19 protein-coding genes and 5 pseudogenes are annotated in these 21,283 nt (G+C 59.3%); 18 read left to right on the top strand and 6 right to left on the bottom strand.

Features of this window, described 5'->3' with window-relative positions:
* The first annotated feature begins 271 nt into the window (after positions 1-271).
* The 18 genes and pseudogenes from X773_RS67790 to X773_RS75255 all read left to right on the top strand — a co-directional run.
* Positions 272-1,057 carry a type IV secretion system lytic transglycosylase VirB1 gene (locus X773_RS67790; RefSeq protein ID WP_023673708.1) on the top strand — a complete coding sequence of 262 codons (786 nt, stop codon included), beginning with the start codon at positions 272-274 and terminating at the stop codon, positions 1,055-1,057.
* Positions 1,058-1,131: 74 nt separating this feature from the next.
* Positions 1,132-1,437, top strand: a complete 306-nt coding sequence (gene virB2, locus X773_RS67795; RefSeq protein WP_245274807.1) for a pilin major subunit VirB2 — start codon at positions 1,132-1,134, stop codon at positions 1,435-1,437.
* The gene (locus X773_RS67800) at positions 1,437-1,763 is read left to right on the top strand and encodes a type IV secretion system protein VirB3 (protein WP_023679584.1); all 327 of its coding nucleotides are present in this window, start codon (positions 1,437-1,439) and stop codon (positions 1,761-1,763) included. The genes virB2 and X773_RS67800 overlap by 1 nt, the downstream gene beginning before the upstream one ends.
* A complete protein-coding gene (locus X773_RS67805) occupies positions 1,763-4,132 on the top strand; it encodes a VirB4 family type IV secretion/conjugal transfer ATPase (protein ID WP_023679585.1) in 2,370 nt (789 codons plus the stop codon). The genes X773_RS67800 and X773_RS67805 overlap by 1 nt, the downstream gene beginning before the upstream one ends.
* A gap of 13 nt (positions 4,133-4,145) precedes the next feature.
* A complete protein-coding gene (locus X773_RS67810; RefSeq protein ID WP_023673704.1) occupies positions 4,146-4,829 on the top strand; it encodes a type VI secretion protein in 684 nt (227 codons plus the stop codon).
* A gap of 58 nt (positions 4,830-4,887) precedes the next feature.
* Complete coding sequence (locus X773_RS67815) at positions 4,888-5,775, top strand: type IV secretion system protein (RefSeq protein WP_023679586.1); 888 nt, start codon at positions 4,888-4,890, stop codon at positions 5,773-5,775.
* Between the two features lie 27 nt (positions 5,776-5,802).
* Complete coding sequence (locus tag X773_RS75250) at positions 5,803-5,961, top strand: type IV secretion system lipoprotein VirB7 (RefSeq protein WP_081731114.1); 159 nt, start codon at positions 5,803-5,805, stop codon at positions 5,959-5,961.
* Entirely contained in the window at positions 5,958-6,671 is a 714-nt protein-coding gene (locus X773_RS67820) for a type IV secretion system protein VirB8 (protein ID WP_023679587.1), read from the top strand. Before X773_RS75250 ends, X773_RS67820 begins: the two co-directional genes overlap by 4 nt.
* Positions 6,668-7,552 (top strand): TrbG/VirB9 family P-type conjugative transfer protein, encoded by an 885-nt coding sequence (locus X773_RS67825; RefSeq protein WP_023679588.1) that lies wholly within the window; start codon positions 6,668-6,670, stop codon positions 7,550-7,552. Before X773_RS67820 ends, X773_RS67825 begins: the two co-directional genes overlap by 4 nt.
* A complete protein-coding gene (gene virB10 / locus X773_RS67830) occupies positions 7,545-8,684 on the top strand; it encodes a type IV secretion system protein VirB10 (protein ID WP_023679589.1) in 1,140 nt (379 codons plus the stop codon). The genes X773_RS67825 and virB10 overlap by 8 nt, the downstream gene beginning before the upstream one ends.
* Positions 8,668-9,708 (top strand): P-type DNA transfer ATPase VirB11, encoded by a 1,041-nt coding sequence (virB11, locus tag X773_RS67835; protein ID WP_023673699.1) that lies wholly within the window; start codon positions 8,668-8,670, stop codon positions 9,706-9,708. Before virB10 ends, virB11 begins: the two co-directional genes overlap by 17 nt.
* Before the next feature lie 716 nt (positions 9,709-10,424).
* Positions 10,425-11,111: a response regulator transcription factor gene (locus tag X773_RS67840; RefSeq protein ID WP_023679590.1), complete on the top strand. Its 687-nt coding sequence runs from the start codon at positions 10,425-10,427 to the stop codon at positions 11,109-11,111.
* Between the two features lie 177 nt (positions 11,112-11,288).
* Positions 11,289-11,813 (top strand): annotated as a pseudogene (locus X773_RS67845) (IS6 family transposase); the annotation flags it as partial.
* An 80-nt stretch (positions 11,814-11,893) separates the two neighbouring features.
* Entirely contained in the window at positions 11,894-12,367 is a 474-nt protein-coding gene (locus X773_RS0139290; RefSeq protein ID WP_031212619.1) for a transposase, read from the top strand.
* A complete protein-coding gene (gene tnpB / locus X773_RS67850) occupies positions 12,348-12,701 on the top strand; it encodes an IS66 family insertion sequence element accessory protein TnpB (RefSeq protein WP_023679592.1) in 354 nt (117 codons plus the stop codon). Before X773_RS0139290 ends, tnpB begins: the two co-directional genes overlap by 20 nt.
* 54 nt (positions 12,702-12,755) lie before the next feature.
* Positions 12,756-14,327 (top strand): IS66 family transposase, encoded by a 1,572-nt coding sequence (locus X773_RS67855; protein WP_023679593.1) that lies wholly within the window; start codon positions 12,756-12,758, stop codon positions 14,325-14,327.
* An 80-nt stretch (positions 14,328-14,407) separates the two neighbouring features.
* Positions 14,408-14,573 (top strand): annotated as a pseudogene (locus X773_RS76740) (IS6 family transposase); the annotation flags it as partial.
* 172 nt (positions 14,574-14,745) lie between these two features.
* A pseudogene (locus X773_RS75255) lies at positions 14,746-14,904 on the top strand (ATP-binding protein); the annotation flags it as partial.
* Positions 14,905-15,772: 868 nt separating this feature from the next.
* Here the strand turns inward: X773_RS75255 and groL are convergent.
* The 6 genes and pseudogenes from groL to bioD all read right to left on the bottom strand — a co-directional run bounded on the left by groL (position 15,773) and on the right by bioD (position 21,277).
* Positions 15,773-17,437 (bottom strand): chaperonin GroEL, encoded by a 1,665-nt coding sequence (groL, locus tag X773_RS67865; RefSeq protein ID WP_023679595.1) that lies wholly within the window; start codon positions 17,435-17,437, stop codon positions 15,773-15,775.
* 63 nt (positions 17,438-17,500) lie between these two features.
* Positions 17,501-17,695 (bottom strand): annotated as a pseudogene (locus X773_RS75260) (co-chaperone GroES); the annotation flags it as partial.
* Between the two features lies 1 nt (position 17,696).
* A pseudogene (locus X773_RS0139295) lies at positions 17,697-17,966 on the bottom strand (co-chaperone GroES); the annotation flags it as partial.
* 430 nt (positions 17,967-18,396) lie between these two features.
* Positions 18,397-19,380, bottom strand: coding sequence for a beta-ketoacyl-ACP synthase III (locus X773_RS67870; RefSeq protein WP_023679597.1), 984 nt, complete (start codon positions 19,378-19,380; stop codon positions 18,397-18,399).
* Positions 19,377-20,642: an adenosylmethionine--8-amino-7-oxononanoate transaminase gene (locus X773_RS67875; protein WP_023679598.1), complete on the bottom strand. Its 1,266-nt coding sequence runs from the start codon at positions 20,640-20,642 to the stop codon at positions 19,377-19,379. The genes X773_RS67870 and X773_RS67875 overlap by 4 nt, the downstream gene beginning before the upstream one ends.
* Positions 20,642-21,277 (bottom strand): dethiobiotin synthase, encoded by a 636-nt coding sequence (gene bioD, locus X773_RS67880; RefSeq protein WP_023679599.1) that lies wholly within the window; start codon positions 21,275-21,277, stop codon positions 20,642-20,644. Before bioD ends, X773_RS67875 begins: the two co-directional genes overlap by 1 nt.
* Positions 21,278-21,283 lie beyond the last annotated feature (6 nt).

Raw genomic sequence — 21,283 nt, forward strand, 5'->3', positions numbered from 1 at the left:
GGCCCACACTCCAGGAGCAACGGACGGCCGGGACGAGCAATCCTGTACAGGAGTCATTGTACCAAGATGCTCCGGATGTCGCTGGCTGATCGGGCCCGCGCCACCCACGCATGCGCAAGATGCTCACCCACGCTGATACGAACACGGTCTTTGCTTCAATTGAAACCGAAAAGCTGAACTTGAACATCACACAGTAACAAACCTCCCCGATAAGCGCGTGCCGGACAGGGCCAGAACCCGTCCGGCGGCTTGGAAAGGTAGGTGATAGGGAATGTTTATTGCAGCTTGGCCGCTGGCCATCGTCCTGATGACATCCATGTCACTCCCAGCCGAGCCCGCGCCACTTTCTCCGCGTGAGTTCCGCAGCCTGTCGCGCAAATGCGCCCCCTGGGTTGCGCCGTCCACCCTCGCCGCGATTGCCAAGATTGAAAGTGGCTTTGAAACGCTGGTGGCTCATGACAACACCACAGGTGAGCAGCTTCGCTGGATAGACCACCTGGAAGCCACGCGGGGCATCAAGGAACGCCTCGAAGCACAACATTCTGTCGATGTTGGATTGATGCAGATAAACAGCAAGAACTTTGCCATGCTCAATCTCACGCCGGAAAGGGCTTTCGAGCCCTGCGCCTCGCTTTCGGCTGCCGCCCACTTGCTTGAAAGCCGGTATGCCGGCGGCACCACTGCTGTGGCACAGCAACTGGCGCTTCGCCGTGCCATCTCGGCCTATAACACGGGCGACGTCACGCATGGCTTCGCCAACGGTTATGTACGCAAGGTCGAGTCGGCCGCAAAGGACATCTCAAGTCTCCTTGAGAGAACGCTGGAGCCGACTGCTCGAGATGTGCCGCACCTTGAGGCACCCGGTCGGAAAGCCGTGCCGCCTCTGCTCCAGCAGAGCCAACAGGCCAATAGAAAGAAGCAGCCCAACCAAGATTCTTGGGACATCTGGGGCTCGTATCAGCCAGACCGCTCCGGGGCCGATCCCTCCGATCCGACAGGTAGCCAGGCTGCGAAAGCACGGGAACCCTCGAACCCGAACAAACTCGTATTCGATTGAAACATGGAGATGCAATGATGACGCCACTCAAGATACTTCGTGCGCTTAAAACGCGTGTTCCTTCGCCTTTTTCCATGCTGCGCATAGCGGCTGAATATGTACCGGCCGCTGCTGCAGGCGCGGCGTGGACGGTCTTCTACAGCGGGCCAGCCGCGGCTCAGGTGACCGGAGGGACGGATCCTGCCAAGATGGTCCAGAATATCTGCACGTTCATACTTGGCCCCTTTGGACAATCACTGGCCGTGCTCGGGCTCGTAGCCATCGGTATCTCTTGGATGTTCGGTCGTGCTTCACTTGGCCTGGTTGCGGGTGTCGTTGGAGGGATCGTCATCATGTTCGGGGCCAGCTTCCTGGGCAAGGCGCTCATAGGCGGTGGCTGATGAGCGACCGGTTGGAAGTGAGCACCCTCTATGTGGCGGCGACGCGCCCCGCACTGTTTCTGGGGGTGCCGCTGACGCTGGCCGGATTGCTCATGATGTTGGCTGGGCTTGTTATCATTATCCTTCAGAACCCGCTTTACGAAATCGTTCTCGCGCCACTCTGGTTCGGAGCACGGCTGGTTGTTGAGCGTGACTATAACGCGGCAAGCGTCGTGCTGCTCTATTTGCAGACGGCCGGCAGAAGCGTGGACGGGCCGGTCTGGGGAGGCGCAAGCGTCAGCGCCAATCCGATCAGAGTGCCGAAACGCGGAAGAGGAATGGTGTAATGTTCGGCGCCAGCGGCCGGACCGAGAGGTCTGGCGAGATCTACCTTCCGTATGTTGGTCACGTAAGCGATCAGGTTGTCATTCTGGAAGACGGATCGATCATGGCCATGGCACATGTGAACGGTCTGCCCTTTGATTTGGAAGACACTGAGATGCGCAACTCGCGCTGCCGCGCGTTCAACACTCTCTTGCGCAACATCGCCGACGACAATGTCTCGATATACGCTCATCTTGTGAGACACAACGATGTGCCGGCGCCGGCGCCGCGCCAGTTTCAAAGTGCATTCGCTGGCAGTCTGAGCGAGGCCTACGAGCGTCGTGTGCTGTCGGGAAAGCTCTTTCGCAACGATCACTTCCTCACTTTGATCGTGTCCCCCCGCACCGCAATCGGCAAGATCGGCTTGCGGATTGCCAAGTCCCGCAGACGGAATGAGCACGATCTAGCCACCCAAATGCGGAGCCTGGAAGACCTCTGGCACATCATTGCTGGCGCACTCGGCGGTTACGGTCTGCGCCGGTTGGGCATTCGAGAGAAAGGCAACGTGCTCTTCACGGAAATCGGCGAGGCGCTTCGGCTCATGATGACTTGCCGGTTTCTTCCGGTTCCGATGGTTACCGGCTCACTTGGCGCCTCGATCTACACTGACCAGGTCATCTGCGGGAAGCGGGCGCTTGAGATTCGAAGGCCCGGGGATAGCTCCGTCGGATCATTGTTTTCGTTCCGTGAATATCCGGCGACGACGCGGCCGGGCATGCTAAATTCCTTGCTGTCCGCCAACTTCCCGCTTGTCCTGAGCCAGAGCTTTTCCTTCCTCACTCGCCCACAAGCTCATGCCAAACTAAGCCTTAAGTCCAGCCAGATGACGAGTGCCGGCGACAAGGCCCTCACCCAGATCAATGAACTTGCCGAGGCAGAGGACGCACTGGCAAGCAACGAATTCGTGATGGGTTCGCATCATCTGAGCCTGTGCGTCTATGCCGACAGCCTCAATACCCTTGCAGATCGCGCAGCAAGTGCCCGCGCACGGCTGGCCGACGCGGGCGCCGTTATCGTCCAAGAGGGCATCGGCATGGAGGCCGCATATTGGTCCCAACTTCCGGGGAACAACAGGTGGCGCACGCGCCCGGGGGCGATCACCTCACACAATTTTGCCGGGCTCGTCTCATTTGAGAACTTCCCAAGCGGTTCCAGTTCCGGCCACTGGGGCAATGCTGTTGCGCGCTTTCGCACAAACGGTGGAACTTCTTTCGACTACATCCCCCATGAGAATGACGTCGGCATGACGGCAATATTCGGGCCCGTTGGCAAAGGCAAGACGACGCTGATGACCTTTGTCCTCGCGATGCTTGAGCAAAGCCTGGTCGATCGCAATGGTGCGATCGTCTTCTTCGACAAGGATCGGGGTGGTGAACTGCTGGTGCGAGCCACGGGAGGGACATATCTTGCGTTGCGCAGAGGCGCTCCGAGCGGCTTGGCCCCTCTGCGTGGACTGGACAACACCTCCGCCTCGCGAGACTTTCTACGCGAGTGGTTGATGGCCCTGATCGAGAGTGACGGCCGTGGTCCGATCTCGCCGGAGGAAAGCCGTCGGCTGGAACGCGGCATTGTTCGTCAGCTTTCGTTCGAACCCCCTATGCGCTCACTTGCGGGCCTGCGCGAATTCCTATTGCACAGCCCCTCCGAGGGCGCAGGAGCACGGCTGCAGCGGTGGTGTAGAGGGGGGGCGCTTGGATGGGCTTTTGACGGCGACGTGGACGAAGTAAGGCTGGATGCCTCCATTACGGGCTTCGACATGACGCAGCTCCTGGAATATGAGGAGGTCTGTGCACCGGCCGCCGCATACCTTCTGCATCGAGTGGGCGCTATCGTCGATGGTCGTCGGTTCGTCATGAGCTGCGACGAATTTCGATTCTATCTACTAAACCCCCAATTCTCGGCCGTTATCGACAAGTTCTTGCTCACGGTCCGCAAAAACAACGGCATGTTGATACTCGCAACGCAGCAGCCTGAACACGTTCTGGAATCGCCTCTCGGAGCTAGTCTCGTTGCGCAATGTATGACGAAAATTTTCTACCCATCACCGACGGCGGACCGCTCTGCGTATGTCGATGGCTTGAAGTGCACTGCGCAGGAGTTCGAGGCAATCCGCCAGGGAATGGCAATCGGCAGCCGCAAGTTTTTGCTCAAGCGCGATAGCGGGAGTATTGTTTGCGAATTCGATCTTGGGCAGATGCGCGAGTACGTAGCCGTACTCTCGGGGCGGGCCAACACAGTGCGCTTTGCCGACCAGCTTCGTAACCAGCACGGAGACGCCCCAAGTGGGTGGCTCGACAAGTTCATGGCCCGGTACCACGAAGTTCAAGACTGACGGAGGAATATTCATGAAATTTGCCAAACTTGCAGTAACGACCCTTGCTGCTTCCCTTCTGCTTCACGGACAGGCCCGTTCGCAATTTATCGTCAGCGACCCTGTAACAGAAACACAAGCGACCTTAACAGCGCTTTCCAATGCGGCGATCCTTGAGAGGTCAATCGAGACGCTCGCTACCACGATTGAAATGGTGACAATTCTAACGTCGTCATTCGCTGTCACGGGACTGCTAAGCTCACTGAACCAAGGAAATCACTACCCGTCGAGCAATAAGCTGGAGGAGCAGATGTTTGATGCTCGGGCGCCAGCTTCGATTATGGCCCGTAACATTGCGAAGGACCCAAATCGGATAGTCAACGGCACCGATTCAGAAGCGAAACTGTTACAGGGACAAATCGCCGGGGCCGCCAATGCCGCAGCTATTGCAGCCGACACTTTGGGCATGATGGACAAGCGCCTTAAGGATAACGCCGGCACGCTTGGTCAGCTTTCCCGCTCGGGAAATATTATGCAGGCCACCGTGACCAACGGTCTGGTCCTCAAGCAGATTCACGATGCGATGATCCAAAATGTCCAGGCCACGAGTCTGCTGACAATGGCCACTGCACAAGGGAGCCTTCACGCCGTGGAGGAGGCCGCCACGCAGCGTCGCGAACATCAGGACACCGCTAATATGTTTAGCATCCTCCCGTAAACCACACAGAGTTCATCCTGCTAAGCTGCGCTGATCAGGGACACATCAGGCTCACGCCATGAATTTCAAAATTCCCGCGCCATTCACGACTATACACACGATCTTTCATGGGGCCTTCACGTCCGGGCTGCACAAAGTGCTTGAAAACATCCAAGAGGCGGTCAGTGCGCCTCTGGTTGCGTGTGTCACGCTCTGGATAATAATCCAAGGCTGTCTGGTCATGCGTGGTCAAGTCGATGCGCGCGGGGGTATCTCGCGCGTAATCATGGTGTCGATTGTCGTTGCCCTTATCTTAGGGCAGGCCAACTATCAGCAGTACATTGAAGCGCTCTTCGACGACACGATTCCGAGGTTGGCTCACGACATCAGTGGCAGCGACTTGCCCTTCATCGGAATCCCCCAGAAGCTCGATCTCATGTTTGCTTCAAGCCAGTATGTCTTTCAGCTGATTGCTTCCGAAATTGGGCCTATGAACGGCCAGGACATACTTGCTTTCGAGGGAGCGCAATGGATTTTCTACGGCGCGCTGTGGACAGCGTTCGAGATCTACGATGCCGTTGGAATTCTGACGAAGGTGCTCTTGACGATCGGCCCCCTGGTCCTTGTAGGCTACCTTTTTGATCACACTCGAGACATAGCCACCAGATGGATCGGCCAACTGCTCTCGTACGGGCTGCTGCTTCTCCTCCTCAACATCGTTGCAACGATAGTAATCGCTGCCGAAGCAGTCTCGCTGGCAGCCATGCTTTTGATGATCAAATTCTCGGGCACGACAGCAGCCAAGATCATCGGGCTTTACGAGCTCGACATGCTTTTCCTAGCTGGTGACGCTCTGATCGTCGCGCTTCCGACGATCGCCAGCAGCATCGCCGGCGGCTCTTGGGGAGGTGCGAACCGACCTCTTAACAGCCTCAATCGCCACTTTGCCAAAACGGCGGGTGGTTAATCAATCGACAAGCTCGGTGCCAAAAACATGAAATATTGCCTACTTCTGTCAATCCTCGCTTTGGCCGCCTGCAAGACGAGCCATGGGCTTGCGACATGCGCGGGTGCCCCATTCCAACTGAACGTGGGACAATGGGAAACCACCCCTGAGGATCTTCAGGTCGAATGCGCGGAAGAGCCAAAGTGAAAGTTCCTGAACATGCCCTTCTGGTGGAGAGAGAAACGCTAGCCGCCCACTATAAGAAGGTGGAAGCGTTTCAAACTTCACGAGCGAAGTCTGCGCGGCGCCTGTCAAAGGCCCTGATAGCCTTTGCCGCAGCGGCGGTCCTAGGAAATGTTGCCCAGGCATTTACCATTGCTGCCATGGTCCCGTTGGCCAAGCTCGTACCTGTGTTCCTCTGGGTCCGGCCGGATGGGACCGTCGACAGCGAAGTGTCAGTCTCTCGACTGCCGGCAACCCAAGACCGAGCCGTCATAAATGCTTCGCTGTGGGAATATGTACGCCTGCGCGAGGGGTACACAGCAGATACAGCCCAATACGCCTATGACCTCGTATCCAGTTTCAGCGCGCCGGCTGTGCGACAGCAATATCAAGATTTCTTCAACTATCCGAATCCCACCTCGCCGCAAGTCACGGTCGGCAAACGCGGCAAGCTCGAGGTCGGGCATATTTCTTCAAACGACATCAGTCCGGACGTTCAACAGATCCGTTACAAACGTACGCTTGTTGTCGATGGGCAGATGCCGATAGTGACCACCTGGACAGCTACCATCCGCTACGAGCGCTTGACGGGTCTGCCTGGGCAATCGAGGCTCACCAATCCGGGAGGTCTACTCGTCACTTCCTATCAAAGCTCGGAAGATAGCGTATCGAACCTGGGCTATGTGCAGCCATGACAAAAAGAGCGTTTCTCGCGCTGGTCTGTTCACTCTTCTTAACGATGGAAGCGTCCGCGGAAGACACACCACTTGCCGGCAAGCATGATGCGCGCATGCGCTACCTGGCTTACCGTCCTGACGAAGTGGTGCGCCTGTCTACCGCAGTGGGGGCAACGCTGGTTGTCACATTCGCGGCCAACGAGACAGTCGCAGCCGTGGCCGTTTCCAATAGCAAAGACCTGGCTGCGCTCCCGCGCGCCAACTATCTCTTTTTTAAGGCTAGCCGGATGCTCCCGCCGCAGCCGGTCATCGTGCTGGCCGAGAGTGAGTCCGGTACACGGAGATACGTCTTCAGTATTTCAACGAGAGCGATGCCAAAACTCGATGAGCAGCAACCTGACCTATACTACAGTGTGCAGTTCACCTATCCTGCTGATGAGGCTGCTGCTCAGAGAAAGGACGCAGAAAGGCGCTCGATTCTTGGTCAGGCCCGGGCGAAAGTGCTGCGCGACGAGAGAGTTCAGGATTTGTTGAATCGGCCCGCCGCAACTACCAGTCCGGACGAAAGCAATTTTCACTACGTCGCAAAGGGCGATCGATCGCTGGCGCCGCTGGAAGTTTTCGATAATGGCTTTACCACCGTATTTGGCTTCGCAAGCAATTCCCGCATACCCTCCCTCTACATTATCAATCCCGACGGCAAGGAAGCCGCTGCCAATTACACGGTCAAAGGAGACTATGTTGAAGTATCCGCAGTCGCCCGGGAATGGCGTCTGAGAGATGGCAATACGGTCTTGTCCATTTTCAACAGGGCTTATGACCCTGTGGGACGAGCGCCAGGGACCGGTACAGTGACACCCGACGTGTGGCGCGTTTTGAAAGGCCCGGCCGATGAATGAAACCGGCCCACAGTCGGGACATGATGTCCATGCCTCAGGATCGATGGTCTCGGAGCCGGCCCGCCGGCATGTTTCGGGATTGCAGAAGTTGGCCGTCGCTGCTCTTGTTCTCATCTCATCTCTATCGCTCATCTGGCTCGGCGGTCGTCCCAGCACACAAGACGAGCCAACTCAGCCAAAACCTCCAATTGTCGCCGACGCCGAGCCATTCCGCCCCGTGCCGATTGAGATTGCTCCCGAAGCTCCAGCACCCGTACAGGCGGCGCAGGCAGGAGATCCTGCGCCATCCACGCCGCCTCCGGCGCCAGCTGATCCGCCGCCGGAGGAAACACCAATTTTCGCCTACAGTGGCAGCGGTCAAATGCCCAACGACGGTCAGCGGAGCGAAGACAACCATAGGGATGCTCCCGCGACCTCGCATGAGATTTCAGACGCTGGCGATCTGACGGGGCGATTGAAGCCAGATATACAGGAGCCAAGCCGGGCCACACTTTTGCCGCACCCTGATCTCGTGATTACCCAAGGAACGATAATTCCCTGCATTTTGCAAACGGCAGTCGACACAAATTTACCGGGTTATGTGAAGTGCGTCTTACCTAAAGACGTCCGCGGCGCCACCAACAACGTGGTGCTTTTGGATCGCGGGACGACCGTGATTGGCGAGATCCAGCGTGGTCTCCAACAGGGGGATGCGCGTGTCTTCGTGCTGTGGACGCGCATCGAAACGCCTGACCATGCCCTCGTTTCGCTAGCGTCGCCGGGCGCTGACGAGCTCGGCCGCTCCGGAATGCCTGGCACGGTGGATAATCACTTCTGGCAGCGCTTTGGCGGAGCAATGCTCATGAGCGTCATTCAAGGCGCGTTTCAGGCCGCCGGTCAATACGCTGGCAGCTCAGGTGGAGGAAGCGGCATCAACAGCTTCCAGAGCAACGCCGGACAAGCCGTTGACACGACCCTTAGAGCAACGATCAACGTTCCGCCAACTCTGAAGAAAAACCAGGGAGATGCTGTATCGATCTTTGTGGCTCGGGACCTCGATTTCTCAGATGTATACGATCTTAGACCGATCGCCGTGGCGCCAGCCCCCCAACATCGCCAACGCCGGAGAGACAACAATGCGACCGGAGGCTGACCCTCAATTGCGTTTGCTTCTCAACCCTGTTTTGAAATGGCTTGAGGAGCCAAGGACCGAAGAGGTCGCTATCAACCGGCCTGGGGAAGCCTTTGTCCGACAGGCCGGCGTTTTCACGAAACATCCGCTACCGCTATCTTATGACGATCTGGAGGACATCGCGATCCTCGCTGGAGCGCTGCGCAAGCAAGATGTCGGACCGCAAAGCCCCCTCTGTGCGACTGAGCTGCCGAACGGAGAGCGGCTGCAGATCTGTTTGCCGCCCGCTGTTCCCTCAGGAACAATAAGCCTGACGATACGGCGTCCCTCAAGTCGTGTGACCGAACTCAAGGAAGTTTCTTCTCGCTACGAATACTCGCGTTGGAATCAATGGCGGTCACGAAAGGAGCGCCAAGAGCGGCAGGACGAAACGATTCTTCAGCACTACGACCATGGTGACTTGGAGCAATTTTTGCGAGCATGCGTTTGCGGGCGGCTCACGATGCTGCTTTGCGGACCTACTGGAAGCGGCAAAACGACAATGAGCAAGACTTTGATCAACGCTATACCCCCGCAAGAGAGGCTGATAAGTATCGAGGACACGCTCGAACTTGCAATCCCGCACGAGAACCATGTCCGGTTACTCTATCCGAAGGACCGAGCAAGCGTAGGTGCGGTGACAGCCGAGCAACTGTTGCAAGCCAGCTTGCGCATGCGCCCTGATCGAATATTGCTTGGCGAGATGCGCGATGATGCTGCTTGGGCCTACCTTAGCGAAGTCGTCTCCGGCCATGCGGGATCAATATCAACGATTCATGGGGCGGATCCGGTCCAAGGCTTTAAAAAGCTCTTTTCACTCGTCAAGAGCAGCCCGCAAGGAGCTGCTGTGGAAGACCACACGCTTCTTGACCTGCTGTCGGCTGCCATTGACGTCATTGTGCCGTTCAGTACCCACGGCGACGTGTATGAGGTGGGGGAGGTGTGGCTCGCCGCCGATGCCCGGCGACGCGGAGAGACAGTAGCCGACCTTCTTAACAAGCACTAAGGCTAGAGCACGTCGGGGATCGGTAAGTCGTTTGTGATACGATGGCGTAATTTGTTCAGATTGAACGTCCACTTTGATTTGAGGGAGGTGGATAATGGGAGGAGGACTGGGCGTAGACCTTCGGTCACAAGTCTGAAGTCTTCGGGCGCCCTGTCGGCGCGGCAAGTTGCGGCACGATTCGACTGGTGTATCGAGCGCGTCCGCTGAATTGCGCGGGCGACGCTCACCGAGCTGGTGCCGATGCCTGCTTCAAAAGCGGCATCGACACCCGGCAGGTCGTACCCTTGATTTACCTAGCCGCGCTCAATGAGTGTCTTCAAAGCCGCCGAACGTGGTTCGGAATGACCGGTGGTAAATCGGGAAGTGCCATATAGGGAATCCTCCTGGTATTGCCTCCAGGGGGTCCTCTCAATGAACAAAGCCGCAACCTGCCTTGCGACCTCAGCTGGAGTTTGCGACGCAACTCATAGGAGGATCGATGCGCAGAGAAATCGCAGGCAGAGTCGGTGGCATTGTGGGCTGGCCGACCGACGGTTTCAGCCCGTCAACAGGTCTTCACGTGTTCCATCCCCGACTATTGCAGGCGTGCGGCTTGCATGCTCCCGCGATCACCCATCGGAAAGAGCGTTACGAACACTACGAAGAGTTGCGCGACTTCCGCTGTCGCCCCGGTCTTACAGCGGACGGTGACCTGTCCGACCTTGATAGGACGTGAAATGCGAACGCTGCTCATTGATCATCATGTGGATCTTACGCGCGCTGTGCGAGTTGCGCTCGGGGATAGCGGTTTTGCCGTTGATGTAGTTGGCAACCTGGAACAGGCGTCGAGGGCATTTTGTTGCGCAACCTATGAAATTCTCCTGCTGGAGTTGGCTCTGCCAGATGGCGATGGCTTGGGCTGGCTGAGACAGCTAAGGAGCAACGGGCATTCAGTTCCAACCCTCATTATGAGTAGCATCAACGATCTCGAGAAGCGGATTGCAATTTTCAACGGTGGCGCGGACGACTTTCTGCTCAAGCCCGTCTCTTTCGATGAGCTCATCGCCAGAATGAGAGCCATTCTGCGCCGGTCGACACAGGTGACCGACCCCATCGTTGTATTTGGCAATCTCAATTTCGATCCGATCGGCCGACAGGTTTCCGTCTCGGGTCATCCTCTGAAGATCGCACGCCGCGAACTATGTATTTTAGAGCATCTGCTTATCCGTGCAGGCCGCATCGTGCCTCGTGCGCAGTTGGAAGATCACCTCTATTCGTTCAACGACGAGGTATCTGCCAACGCGCTTGAAGTCGGAATCTATCGCTTACGTGGACACCTGAGTAGGTCAGGTGCAACGCCACGTATCACGACCATGCGCGGCATTGGTTACATTCTTGAATTGACTGAGGCGGCATCCGCATAGTTGGTCTAAATTGAAAGAACAGACTGCCTGCCCGTCGTCAGGTTGAGCTTGTGGCCATAATGGACATCGCGGCCGCCCTTGACGATGGTGTCGGCATGCGGTTCGAACGGCTCTGTCGCAAACCTTTTTGTAAGCGAGCATGGCAAGAAAAACGCCTCAGCTGTGGAGGAGCACGTGATGTTCAAGGGCCGCCATTTCGACCAGTCGGTGATCCTGCTGTGCGTGCGCTGGTACCTGGCCTACACTCTGAGCCTGCGCGATCTGGAAGAGATGATGGCCGAACGCGTTGAAGGTCGACCACTCCACTGTGCATCGCTGGGTCGCCCACTTCTCGCCGCAGCTGCTGGAGCGCTTCAACCGGCGCAAGCGTGTGGTCGGCAGCAAGTGGCATTGGACGAGACGTACATCAAGGTCCGCGGCATGGATGTATCTCTACCGCGCTATCGACATCCTCGGCGATACGGTCGAGTTCTTCTTTAGCGAAAACCGTAACCTGGTGGCGGCCCAACGCTTCCTCCGCAAGGCGCTGACGCGCCATGGCCGGCCGGAGCGCATCGTCATCGACGGCAGCCAGACCAATTACGAAGCAATCCTTTCCTGCGACGCTGAAAGCCGGCTGCGGCAGCGATCGCGGCGACCGCTGAAGCCGATCCGCTCCGCAATAGCCGGCATCTCAACAATCGGATCGAACAGGATCACCGTAAGCGCGAATTTCCCCGCACCTTTTGCTGTTGAGTGCTCTGATGCATGAGGTGTCCACCAAAATAGGTGGACACCTTGTGATGGAAGAAGATGAGCAGAAACTGCGGGTGAGGCTTGTCGGTCGGGATGGGCGACGCCGATACGACCCGGCATCGAAGGACCGTCTTGTCTCGGCCTGTCTTGAGCCTGGCGTGTCGGTATCGAGGCTTGCGCTCGAACATGGGGTCAATGCGAACCTTCTTCGGAAGTGGATAAAGAAGCGGGCGGAGACCCAGTCCGTCCCACAGCCCCCACCATCGGCGTTCATCCCGGTTCAGATTGAAAGCACTTCCGATCGGGCCTTGCTGCGACAGAGCAGCATGGCTGCGGTGGATTTGCCGGGGACTTGCGATGGGGCACGTAGGTCGGCACCGAAAAGGACGGCGCCTTTTTCCTCTCCAGCCAAGGTGAGCGCGTCGCTGCCGAACGGCGTGAAGTTGACGCTGGAATGCGGTGATGTGGATGCGTTGACGGCGACCATCGGAGCACTGGGTCATGTTCAGACTGGGCGCTGACCTGAAAGTCTACCTGCACCGCGAGCCGATCGACTTCCGGGCCGGCATCAACAGCCTTGCGGTTCTGGTCCAAGAGACGATGGCGCTCGATCCGTTTGCTCCGGCGGTTTTTGCGTTCTGCAATCGCCGTCGCGACCGGATGAAGCTCCTGTTCTTCGATCGGTCGGGCTTTGTGCTGGTCCTGAAGCGGCTGACCGAGGACAAGTTCCGGTGGCCGCGCGGGGAGGCAGCGGTGGTCACGCTTACGACCGAGCAATTGCACTGGATCCTCGACGGCATCGACATCGATGCGATGGTCCGCCATCCGGTGCGGCAATATCAGGTTGCGGGTTGAGGGCTCTCGAATTGAGCGGTTGACGCGGCGGCATGCTTTCGATTCAAGAATCTGATGAATCGACCCGGCGAACCGACTGTTGAAGCGTTGATGGCGCGTATTGCTGCGCTGCAGGCGCAGAACCGTCAACTCACCGAACGCGTCGTCAAACTCGAGGAAGAGCTGGCGCTTGCACGACTGCATCGTTTTGCGCCGCGCAGTGAAAAGCACATTGACCGCCTCTTCAATGAAGCCGAACAGGCCGCGGATGAGGACGCCGCCGACAACGAAGATGGCGGCGTCGTTGTCCTGCCGGACACGGGCTTGCCGGCGAGCGAAGGGGCGACGGGAAAGAAGCGCGGCCGCAAGGCCTTGCCGGAAAACCTGCCGCGCGAGCGCGTCGAGTATGACCTTCCCGACGATCAGAAGGCTTGTCCTTGCTGCCGTCACCAGATGCATCGCATGGGCGAGGCCGTTACCGAGCAACTTCATATCGAGGTGAAGGCGAAGGTCCTGCAGAATGTGCGGTTCAAATATGCTTGCCGTCATTGCGACCGTACCGGCATCAACACGCCGGTCGTGACCGCGCCGATGCCCGCGCAACCCTTGCCGGGCAGCATCGCCACGGCCTCGACGCTGGCCTTCGCGCTCGTTCACAAATACGTCGACGGCACACCGCTCTACCGCCTGGCGCAGGCCTTCGAGCGCGCGGGCGTTCCTGTCAGCCGTGGCGCTCTGGGTCACTGGGTGATCGGCTCGAGCGAAAAGCATCTCGCCCGCATCTATGACGTGCTGAAGCTGCGGCTCAGATCGCAGCCCCTCATCCATGGCGACGAGACGACGGTCCAGGTGCTGAAGGAAATGGACAGAGAGGCCACCAGCACCTCGTACATGTGGGCATACCGGAGCGGCCACGACAGTGACGAGCCGATCGTGCTGCTCGATTATCAGCCGGGTCGCGGCCAGATACACCCGCAGACCTTCTTGGGCGATTACCGCGGCATCGTGATGAGTGACGGTTATTCCGCCTGGCGCACGCTGGAAGGAGCAACGCATCTTGGCTGCATGGCCCATTCCAGGCGGCGCTTCGTCGATGCCCTAAAGGCGAGGAAGAAAGGCGGCGGCCCGCCGGAACAGGCACTCCGGTTCTTCGAACAGCTCTATCGGGTTGAAAGGCAGGCGCGGAACGAAATCCCCGATGACGGCGAAACGCGAGATCACTGCATTCGCCACTTCCGCCAGCAACATAGTGTCCCGATCCTCCATGCTCTCAAGGCATGGCTCGACGACATCGCCCCAAAAGTCTTGCCGGACAGCAAGCTCGGCGACGCCGTCTCCTACACCCTGAACCAATGGGGATATCTAACTCGTTACACCGAGGACGGCAGCATGCCGATCGACAACAATCTTCTCGAGCGTGACATCAGAATCTTTGCCACTGGCCGGAAAAGTTGGCTGTTCAGCGATACCGTCGACGGAGCCAGGGCCAGCGCCGTCATCTACAGCCTGATGTTGACCTGCCGCGCCTGTGGCGTCGAGCCGTTAGCGTGGCTGCGCCACGTCCTCACCGAATTGCCCCAACGCAACGAGGACGCTGATATCTACGATCTGCTGCCCTTCAACTTCGCCAAAGCAACAGCAGCCTGATCAGACCAGATACCGTTCCCGATTCGAAGGCCATCCGTCGAAAGCGCCCGCGTCAAGGTGCAGCGAAAATAGCGCTTACGGATCACCGGCGTATCAAGCCGCATTCGATCCATGCTCGGCTTCAAGTCGCATGCGAACGACGTGGTTATCCTCTCCGGCATCGAGATGATCCACATGATGGGCAAGCGACAGGCGAGGTATGCCTACAAGTCTGTCGATCGCTGTTTCGATCTCCTCGCTGCCTGACGGACAGGCCGAAATGGCCGTTCACAACCCCATTTCCAGGTTTGCGACAGAGCCTTTTGTCGGCGTTGCCGGCTTCGAAGGGCCGGTGCGCGCCGAGCGGATCAAGATCACCCCCGGCCACCTTGCTGCGGCCACTCGCCGAGTACGAAGCGGTGGCCGGAGGGAGCTGGTGATGACGACCCTAGATCATGACCTGCTGATCGCAATCCTGGATCGGCTGAAGTTGACGGCGATCCGCGACCAGCTCGACACGCTCATGTCGAGCAAGATCGCGCAGTTCCCGTTTGTCCGCGAACTCGACGGCTTCGGCTTCGACGCGCAGCCATCGGTCTGCTTCAGCCAAACGTATTCATAGGTATGGGACAGGCTGCTATGTCCGCCACCCACGCCTGCTCCGAGGCCCTCCAGGGCAATGGTCTGAGACCTGGGCTCAAGCCCTTCGGCGAGGAGGATGAGACGCCGCTGGAGCTCGGGTGCAAGCGCTGCCACGCCCGCTCCGAGGCCCCACAAGGCCGAAGCGCAGTCGTCGGGGTCACGAGGCCCCTCGGCCACGACGACGAGACGCTGCTGGAGCCCGGTTGCAAGGGCTGCCACAGATGGCCTGAACCTGAATCCGCCTTTCTTGAGGCGTTGCGACTATCATCGCGGCGACACGCAGCTCTTGATTTGTGTGCGAAATCCTCAGCAGATCCATCGGGCTGAGCCGCTCAGCAATATCAACGAGAATGTCCAGCGGCAGATCAAGGATACTCAGAGGAGGAAACGCTTGATCTTGAGGCTCAGAGCGCGTCTGCTCCACTATAGAACAGGATGATTCACCGGGTCCTTCAACGCCAGCCGCCGGTTCCGATGAGAGAATTGTCCCTGATATCACGCTCGATGGAGTTAAATGCCGAGATGGGCGCCTTGCCACGCTCCTCAATGCCCCTCATGATTCATCGCCTATAGCTACCAACTGAATGAATCATCGTGATTGTCGCGCAGCGGAATCCTCAAGGATCGGGCAGTTCGTAGGGGGCGCCGGTTTGACCAGGTTGAGCCCGCGAATTGCTCGATCGGACAAGATCCTAATTCTCGACCATGCGGTGAGGCTCGAACGAGATCCTCGGGACGCACTCCAAGGTTTCGATCATGTTCGGCACACAAGGAAAGGGCGGCATTGCTGCCGCCCTGTCCGCTGTAAGTTGATAGGGGCTGGATTAAAAATCCATACCGCCCATCCCGCCCATGCCGCCCATACCGCCGCCGCCCATGCCGCCAGGCATGCCGCCGCCAGCTGACTCCTTCTTCGGAGCCTCCGCGATCATGGCTTCGGTGGTGACGAGCAGGCCGGCGACCGAGGCCGCGTCCTGGAGGGCAGTGCGCACGACCTTGACCGGATCGACGATACCCATGGCGATCATGTCGCCATATTCGCCGGTCTGGGCGTTGTAGCCGTAGGTCGCGCCCTTGTTGTCGAGGATCTTGCCGGCAACGATCGAAGCTTCCGCACCTGCGTTCGAAGCGATCTGACGGGCCGGAGCCTGCAGTGCACGACGAACGATGTTGATGCCGGCAGCCTGGTCGGCATTGACGCCGGTGACCTTGATGTTGGCCGAAGCGCGCAGCAGTGCGACGCCGCCGCCTGCAACGATGCCTTCTTCCACGGCCGCGCGGGTCGCGTTGAGGGCGTCGTCGACGCGGTCCTTCTTTTCCTTGACTTCGACTTCCGTCGCGCCGCCGACGCGGATCACCGCGACGCCGCCCGTGAGCTTCGCCAGACGTTCCTGCAGCTTCTCCTTGTCGTAGTCCGACGTGGTCTCTTCGATCTGCTGCTTGATCTGGGCAACGCGGCCCTGGATCTCGTCCTTCTTGCCGGCGCCGTCGACAATGGTGGTGTTCTCCTTGGAGATCGACACCTTCTTGGCGCGGCCGAGCATGTTGAGGCCGACATTCTCGAGCTTGATGCCGAGGTCTTCCGAAATGACCTGGCCACCGGTGAGGATGGCGATGTCTTCCAGCATGGCCTTGCGGCGATCACCGAAGCCCGGCGCCTTGACGGCGGCGATCTTCAGGCCACCGCGCAGCTTGTTGACGACCAGCGTGGCCAGAGCCTCGCCTTCGACGTCTTCCGAGATGATGAGCAGCGGCTTGGAGGTCTGCACGACGGCTTCGAGAACCGGCAGCATCGCCTGGAGGTTGGACAGCTTCTTCTCGTGCAGGAGGATGTAGACGTCCTCGAGCTCGGCAACCATCTTGTCGGCGTTGGTGACGAAGTAGGGCGAGAGATAGCCGCGGTCGAACTGCATGCCTTCGACGACTTCCAGCTCGGTCTCGGCGGTCTTGGCTTCCTCAACCGTGATGACGCCTTCATTGCCGACCTTCTGCATCGCTTCGGCGATCATCTTGCCGACCGACTCGTCGCCATTGCCGGCGATCGTGCCGACCTGGGCAACTTCCTCGGAGGTCTTGATCTTCTTGGCAGCGTTGCCGAGAGCCGCGACGACTTCGGTCACGGCCAGGTCGATGCCGCGCTTCAGGTCCATCGGGTTCATGCCGGCGGCAACCGCCTTGTTACCTTCCTGGACGATCGACTGCGCCAGAACGGTCGCGGTCGTGGTGCCATCACCGGCGATGTCGTTGGTCTTCGAAGCAACTTCGCGGATCATCTGCGCGCCCATGTTTTCGAACTTGTCGGAAAGTTCGATTTCCTTGGCGACGGTGACGCCGTCCTTGGTGATGCGCGGTGCGCCGAACGACTTGTCGATGACGACGTTGCGGCCCTTGGGACCGAGGGTCACCTTCACCGCGTCGGCGAGGATGTTGATGCCGTGAAGCATGCGCTCGCGGGCGTCGCGGGAGAATTTTACGTCTTTGGCAGCCATTTTTTAGCTCCTGGCAGGGGCTTGCGATCAAGCCCGAAATTCAGTTGACGGTGAGGCCGATAATCAGCCGATGATGCCCATAATGTCGGATTCCTTCATGATCAGAAGGTCTTCGCCATTGAGCTTGACTTCGGTGCCCGACCACTTGCCGAACAGGATGCGGTCACCGGCCTTGACGTCCAGCGGGACGAGCTTGCCGGCTTCGTCGCGGGCGCCGGAACCGACGGCGATGATCTCGCCTTCCTGCGGCTTTTCCTTNTTCCTTCATGATCAGAAGGTCTTCGCCATTGAGCTTGACTTCGGTGCCCGACCACTTGCCGAACAGGATGCGGTCGCCGGCCTTGACGTCCAGCGGGACCAGCTTGCCGGCTTCGTCGCGAGCGCCGGAGCCGACGGCGATGATCTCGCCTTCCTGCGGCTTTTCCTTCGCCGTATCCGGGATGATGATCCCGCCGGCGGTCTTGGATTCGGATTCGACCCGGCGTACGACCACGCGGTCATGCAGCGGCCGGAAATTCGACTTTGCCATTTTTGGATTTCCTTGGTGCGGATGTTGAACGGTGCTCCGTTGCCGGAGCATGCCTAGCACTCAGCCGAAGCGAGTGCTAACGCGGCAATGAGATAAGCCGCAGGCTCCTGCTAGTCAAGACGGAAGAGCAAAGAGCAAAGAGAAAAGAGAAGACAGCAAAGAGCAGCCAGCAAAGAGCGTGTAAGCATCGAGCCTTTTATGTGAACAATGTCGGGTATCCGACATATATGGGGCGGCTCACCCTTTGTAATTGAGCTTTATTCAGATGGTACGATTGGTGCAACGGGTGTTGCATTTGAACTCATCCAGAGGCTCGCACGGGTCGTGCTGCGTCAGCTTGGTCATGTCGAGCTTCAGAAGGCCATTTTGGCATTGGTTCTGTTGCTCCTATTGCCATTCATGACCGATCCTGCGCGCGTGAGCCGGCCGGCTAGATTCCAACCACGAGAGCGCCGCCGCTGAGACCCGCACCCGCCGCCGCCAGAAGGATTTTCTCTCCTGGCTGGAATGGCTTCATCTGGTTGGCGAGCGAGAGCGACAGCGGGACCGTCGCGGCCGAAGAGTTGCCGTATTCGGCAATCGTCTTGACAATTGCTTGGTCCGCAATGCCGAGGTTTCTTCCGACCGCGCCGAAAATGCGAGCATTGGCCTGATGCGGCACGAACCGGCCGACATCCTGTGGTTGCACTCCGGCAGCGGCTAGCGCGCTTATCGAGCAATCGGTCATCATCTCGACGGCCTTTGCGAACACTTCGCGGCCGTCGGTCATCGTCATTCGGGTTTGCGCGAGGTCGAGGTCACCGTGGAACGGCTTGTTGCTTCCTCCTGCGGGAATCTGGATCAGCCCGTATCGCGAGCCGTCCGAATCCACCGAGGCACCGAGGATCCCCCGATCAGTATCCTCGCACAGACCGATCACCACGGCGCCGGCGGCATCGGCAAACAGCACGGCGCTGGCGCGCTCAGCGGGATTGATGCGGCGGCTGAGGATGTTGGCGGCAATAACAAGGCTCGCTTTGCCGTGCAGGCGGGTAAATCCGTCCGCGAACATCAGCGCATAGATGAAGCCGGCGCAGGCGCCGGTCAGATCGACAGCGCCGGCGCGGCCCAGCCCCAACCGATGTGCGACCAGGGGCGCGCTGGGCGGCAGGAGGTGATCGGGCGTCGAGGTGGCAAGTAACAGCAGACCGATGTCGTGGCGCGCAATGCCGGCGTTCGCCAAAGCCATGTCGCCGGCTTGCGTGGCCAAGCCAGACAGCGTGTCTTCGTCCGTTGCCCAGAAGCGCGAACGAATTCCGGTGCGCCGCTCGATCCAGCCCGGTTCGAGGCCGAGATTGTTCTCGATTTCGGCATTGGCCACCTTTCGCCCAGGCGCATGATGGCCAAACCCGAGAAGGCGCGACGACCTGCTCATGGCCTCGAACCGAAGCGTTCGCCGGCTTCCTCGATGGCGTCATAGAGCCCGTCCAGCTCCTCGCCGGTGATGCAATAAGGCGGGAGAAGATAGAGGACATTGCCGAGCGGGCGCACAAGGAGCCCGCGCTTGAGGAAAAAAGCGCGCAGTTTCGGGCCGATTTCGGCCAGATAACCGGCTGAGCCGGCGCGAAGATCGAGCGCCGCAATCGTGCCGGTCGTCCGCTTGTCGGTGAAGTAGGGATTGTCGCGAAAGCGTCTAAGCCCGGCGGCCTGCTTCGCGCTCAGGGCCGCGATCCGCTCGGCCACCGGCTCGTCCTGCCAGATCTCGACATTGGCGAGTGCTGCCGCGCAGGCAATCGGATTGGCGGTGTAGGAACTCGAGTGGAAAAAGGTCTTCTTCCTGTCCGTCGAATAGTGAGCCTGGAAGATGGCATCGGTGGCGAGTGTGGCCGCCAGCGGGATGGTGCCACCGGTCAGGCCCTTCGAGGTGCACAGGATATCCGGAGAAATCGATGCCTGCTCGCAGGCGAACATGCTCCCGGTGCGGCCCCAGCCGGTCATCACCTCGTCGGCGATCAGCAGCGTGCCGGAGGCTTCGGCGATCTTCTTCAATCCGGTCAGAACCGAGGCCGGATACATCCGCATGCCGCCGGCGCCAAGCACCAGCGGTTCGATGATCAGCGCGGCGGCGCGCCGGTCGCGGCTGACGGCCTCGAATCTATCCAGCGTTTCCTGCTCGCGGCCGGCGGCCGGGAAGGGAATGGTGTCGACCTCGAACAGCAAGGGTTCGTAGGCGGCGTTGAACACGCCACGGGCACCGACGCTCATCGTGCCGATCGTGTCGCCGTGATAGCTGTGCTCCATGACGACGATGCGCGAGCGCGGCGCGCCGATGTTGCGGAAATAGCCGAGCGCCATCTTCAGCGCGACTTCGACGCTGGTCGAGCCGCTGTCGGAATAGAACACCCAGTCGAGTCCGGCGGGAGCGAGTCCGACAAGCGCCTTGGCCAAGCATTCGGCAGGCTCGTGCGTGAAACCTGCGAAGATGATCTGGTCGAGGCTCGAGGCGGTCGTCTCGATTGCCTTTATAATGCGGGGATGGCGGTGGCCATGTGTGACGACCCACCAGGAGGAAATGGCGTCCAGAATGCGCACGCCATTGGCTTTGTGGAGATAGGCGCCTTCAGTCAGGACGATTTCAGGGATTGCCGGCTCGAGCGCGTGCTGGGTGAAGGGATGCCACACACGGGAATGCGGCATCATTCGCCTCCGGCAATCAAAGCGAGGTCGAAGCCGGCAATCATCGCTTGTCTCAGCGTTTTGTCCGTTAGCGGATCGAGGTGCGGCAGCCTGCCGAGTTGCGGCACGTCGCCGAATTCCACGATCGTCCGTTGCGTATCGGTCATCTCATCGCCGATGAAGGCGATGCCAGCCAGCGGGATAGCGCGCGCCCGCAGGGCCTCGATCGACAGCAGGGTGTGATTGATTGTTCCGAGCGCGGTGCGGGCGCACAGAATGACCGGCAACTGCCATTGCTCGAATATGTCGATGAACCTTGTCCGGCGGTTCAGCGGCACCATCAGCCCGCCGGCGCCTTCGATGACGAGCGGTGTCGGCAGGACCGGAAACGAAAGATCGGCAGCCTCGATCGAAACGTCGTCGATTTCGGCCGAACGATGCGGCGAAAGCGGGCTCTTCAAGCGGTAGGCTTCCGGCAGCACGCGCCCCGACGGCAGCCCGGCAAGTCGCGCAACCGCCTCGCTGTCGGTCTCGCCGTCGAGGCCCGATTGCACCGGCTTCCAGTAGAAGCCGTCAAGCAGGCCGGCAAGCCCGGCCGAAAACACCGTCTTGCCAATTCCGGTGTCTGTTCCGGTGATGACGATGCGCTTGGTCATGTCGCC

This window comes from Mesorhizobium sp. LSJC280B00, from assembly GCF_000502835.1.
Classification (GTDB): Bacteria; Pseudomonadota; Alphaproteobacteria; order Rhizobiales; family Rhizobiaceae; genus Mesorhizobium.

Bases quoted from the DNA above. Each gene is read 5' to 3' on its own strand.
- X773_RS67790 (WP_023673708.1), top strand. From the start codon at position 272: ATGTTTATTGCAGCTTGGCCGCTGGCCATCGTCCTGATGACATCCATG.
- virB10 (WP_023679589.1), top strand. From the start codon at position 7,545: ATGAATGAAACCGGCCCACAGTCGGGACATGATGTCCATGCCTCAGGA.
- tnpB (WP_023679592.1), top strand. From the start codon at position 12,348: ATGTTCAGACTGGGCGCTGACCTGAAAGTCTACCTGCACCGCGAGCCG.
- X773_RS67815 (WP_023679586.1), top strand. From the start codon at position 4,888: ATGAATTTCAAAATTCCCGCGCCATTCACGACTATACACACGATCTTT.
- groL (WP_023679595.1), bottom strand. From the start codon at position 17,437: ATGGCTGCCAAAGACGTAAAATTCTCCCGCGACGCCCGCGAGCGCATG.
- virB2 (WP_245274807.1), top strand. From the start codon at position 1,132: ATGCTGCGCATAGCGGCTGAATATGTACCGGCCGCTGCTGCAGGCGCG.
- X773_RS67840 (WP_023679590.1), top strand. From the start codon at position 10,425: ATGCGAACGCTGCTCATTGATCATCATGTGGATCTTACGCGCGCTGTG.
- X773_RS67800 (WP_023679584.1), top strand. From the start codon at position 1,437: ATGAGCGACCGGTTGGAAGTGAGCACCCTCTATGTGGCGGCGACGCGC.
- X773_RS0139290 (WP_031212619.1), top strand. From the start codon at position 11,894: ATGGAAGAAGATGAGCAGAAACTGCGGGTGAGGCTTGTCGGTCGGGAT.
- X773_RS67805 (WP_023679585.1), top strand. From the start codon at position 1,763: ATGTTCGGCGCCAGCGGCCGGACCGAGAGGTCTGGCGAGATCTACCTT.
- X773_RS67810 (WP_023673704.1), top strand. From the start codon at position 4,146: ATGAAATTTGCCAAACTTGCAGTAACGACCCTTGCTGCTTCCCTTCTG.
- virB11 (WP_023673699.1), top strand. From the start codon at position 8,668: ATGCGACCGGAGGCTGACCCTCAATTGCGTTTGCTTCTCAACCCTGTT.
- X773_RS67825 (WP_023679588.1), top strand. From the start codon at position 6,668: ATGACAAAAAGAGCGTTTCTCGCGCTGGTCTGTTCACTCTTCTTAACG.
- X773_RS67855 (WP_023679593.1), top strand. From the start codon at position 12,756: ATGAATCGACCCGGCGAACCGACTGTTGAAGCGTTGATGGCGCGTATT.
- bioD (WP_023679599.1), bottom strand. From the start codon at position 21,277: ATGACCAAGCGCATCGTCATCACCGGAACAGACACCGGAATTGGCAAG.
- X773_RS75250 (WP_081731114.1), top strand. From the start codon at position 5,803: ATGAAATATTGCCTACTTCTGTCAATCCTCGCTTTGGCCGCCTGCAAG.
- X773_RS67875 (WP_023679598.1), bottom strand. From the start codon at position 20,642: ATGCCGCATTCCCGTGTGTGGCATCCCTTCACCCAGCACGCGCTCGAG.
- X773_RS67870 (WP_023679597.1), bottom strand. From the start codon at position 19,380: ATGAGCAGGTCGTCGCGCCTTCTCGGGTTTGGCCATCATGCGCCTGGG.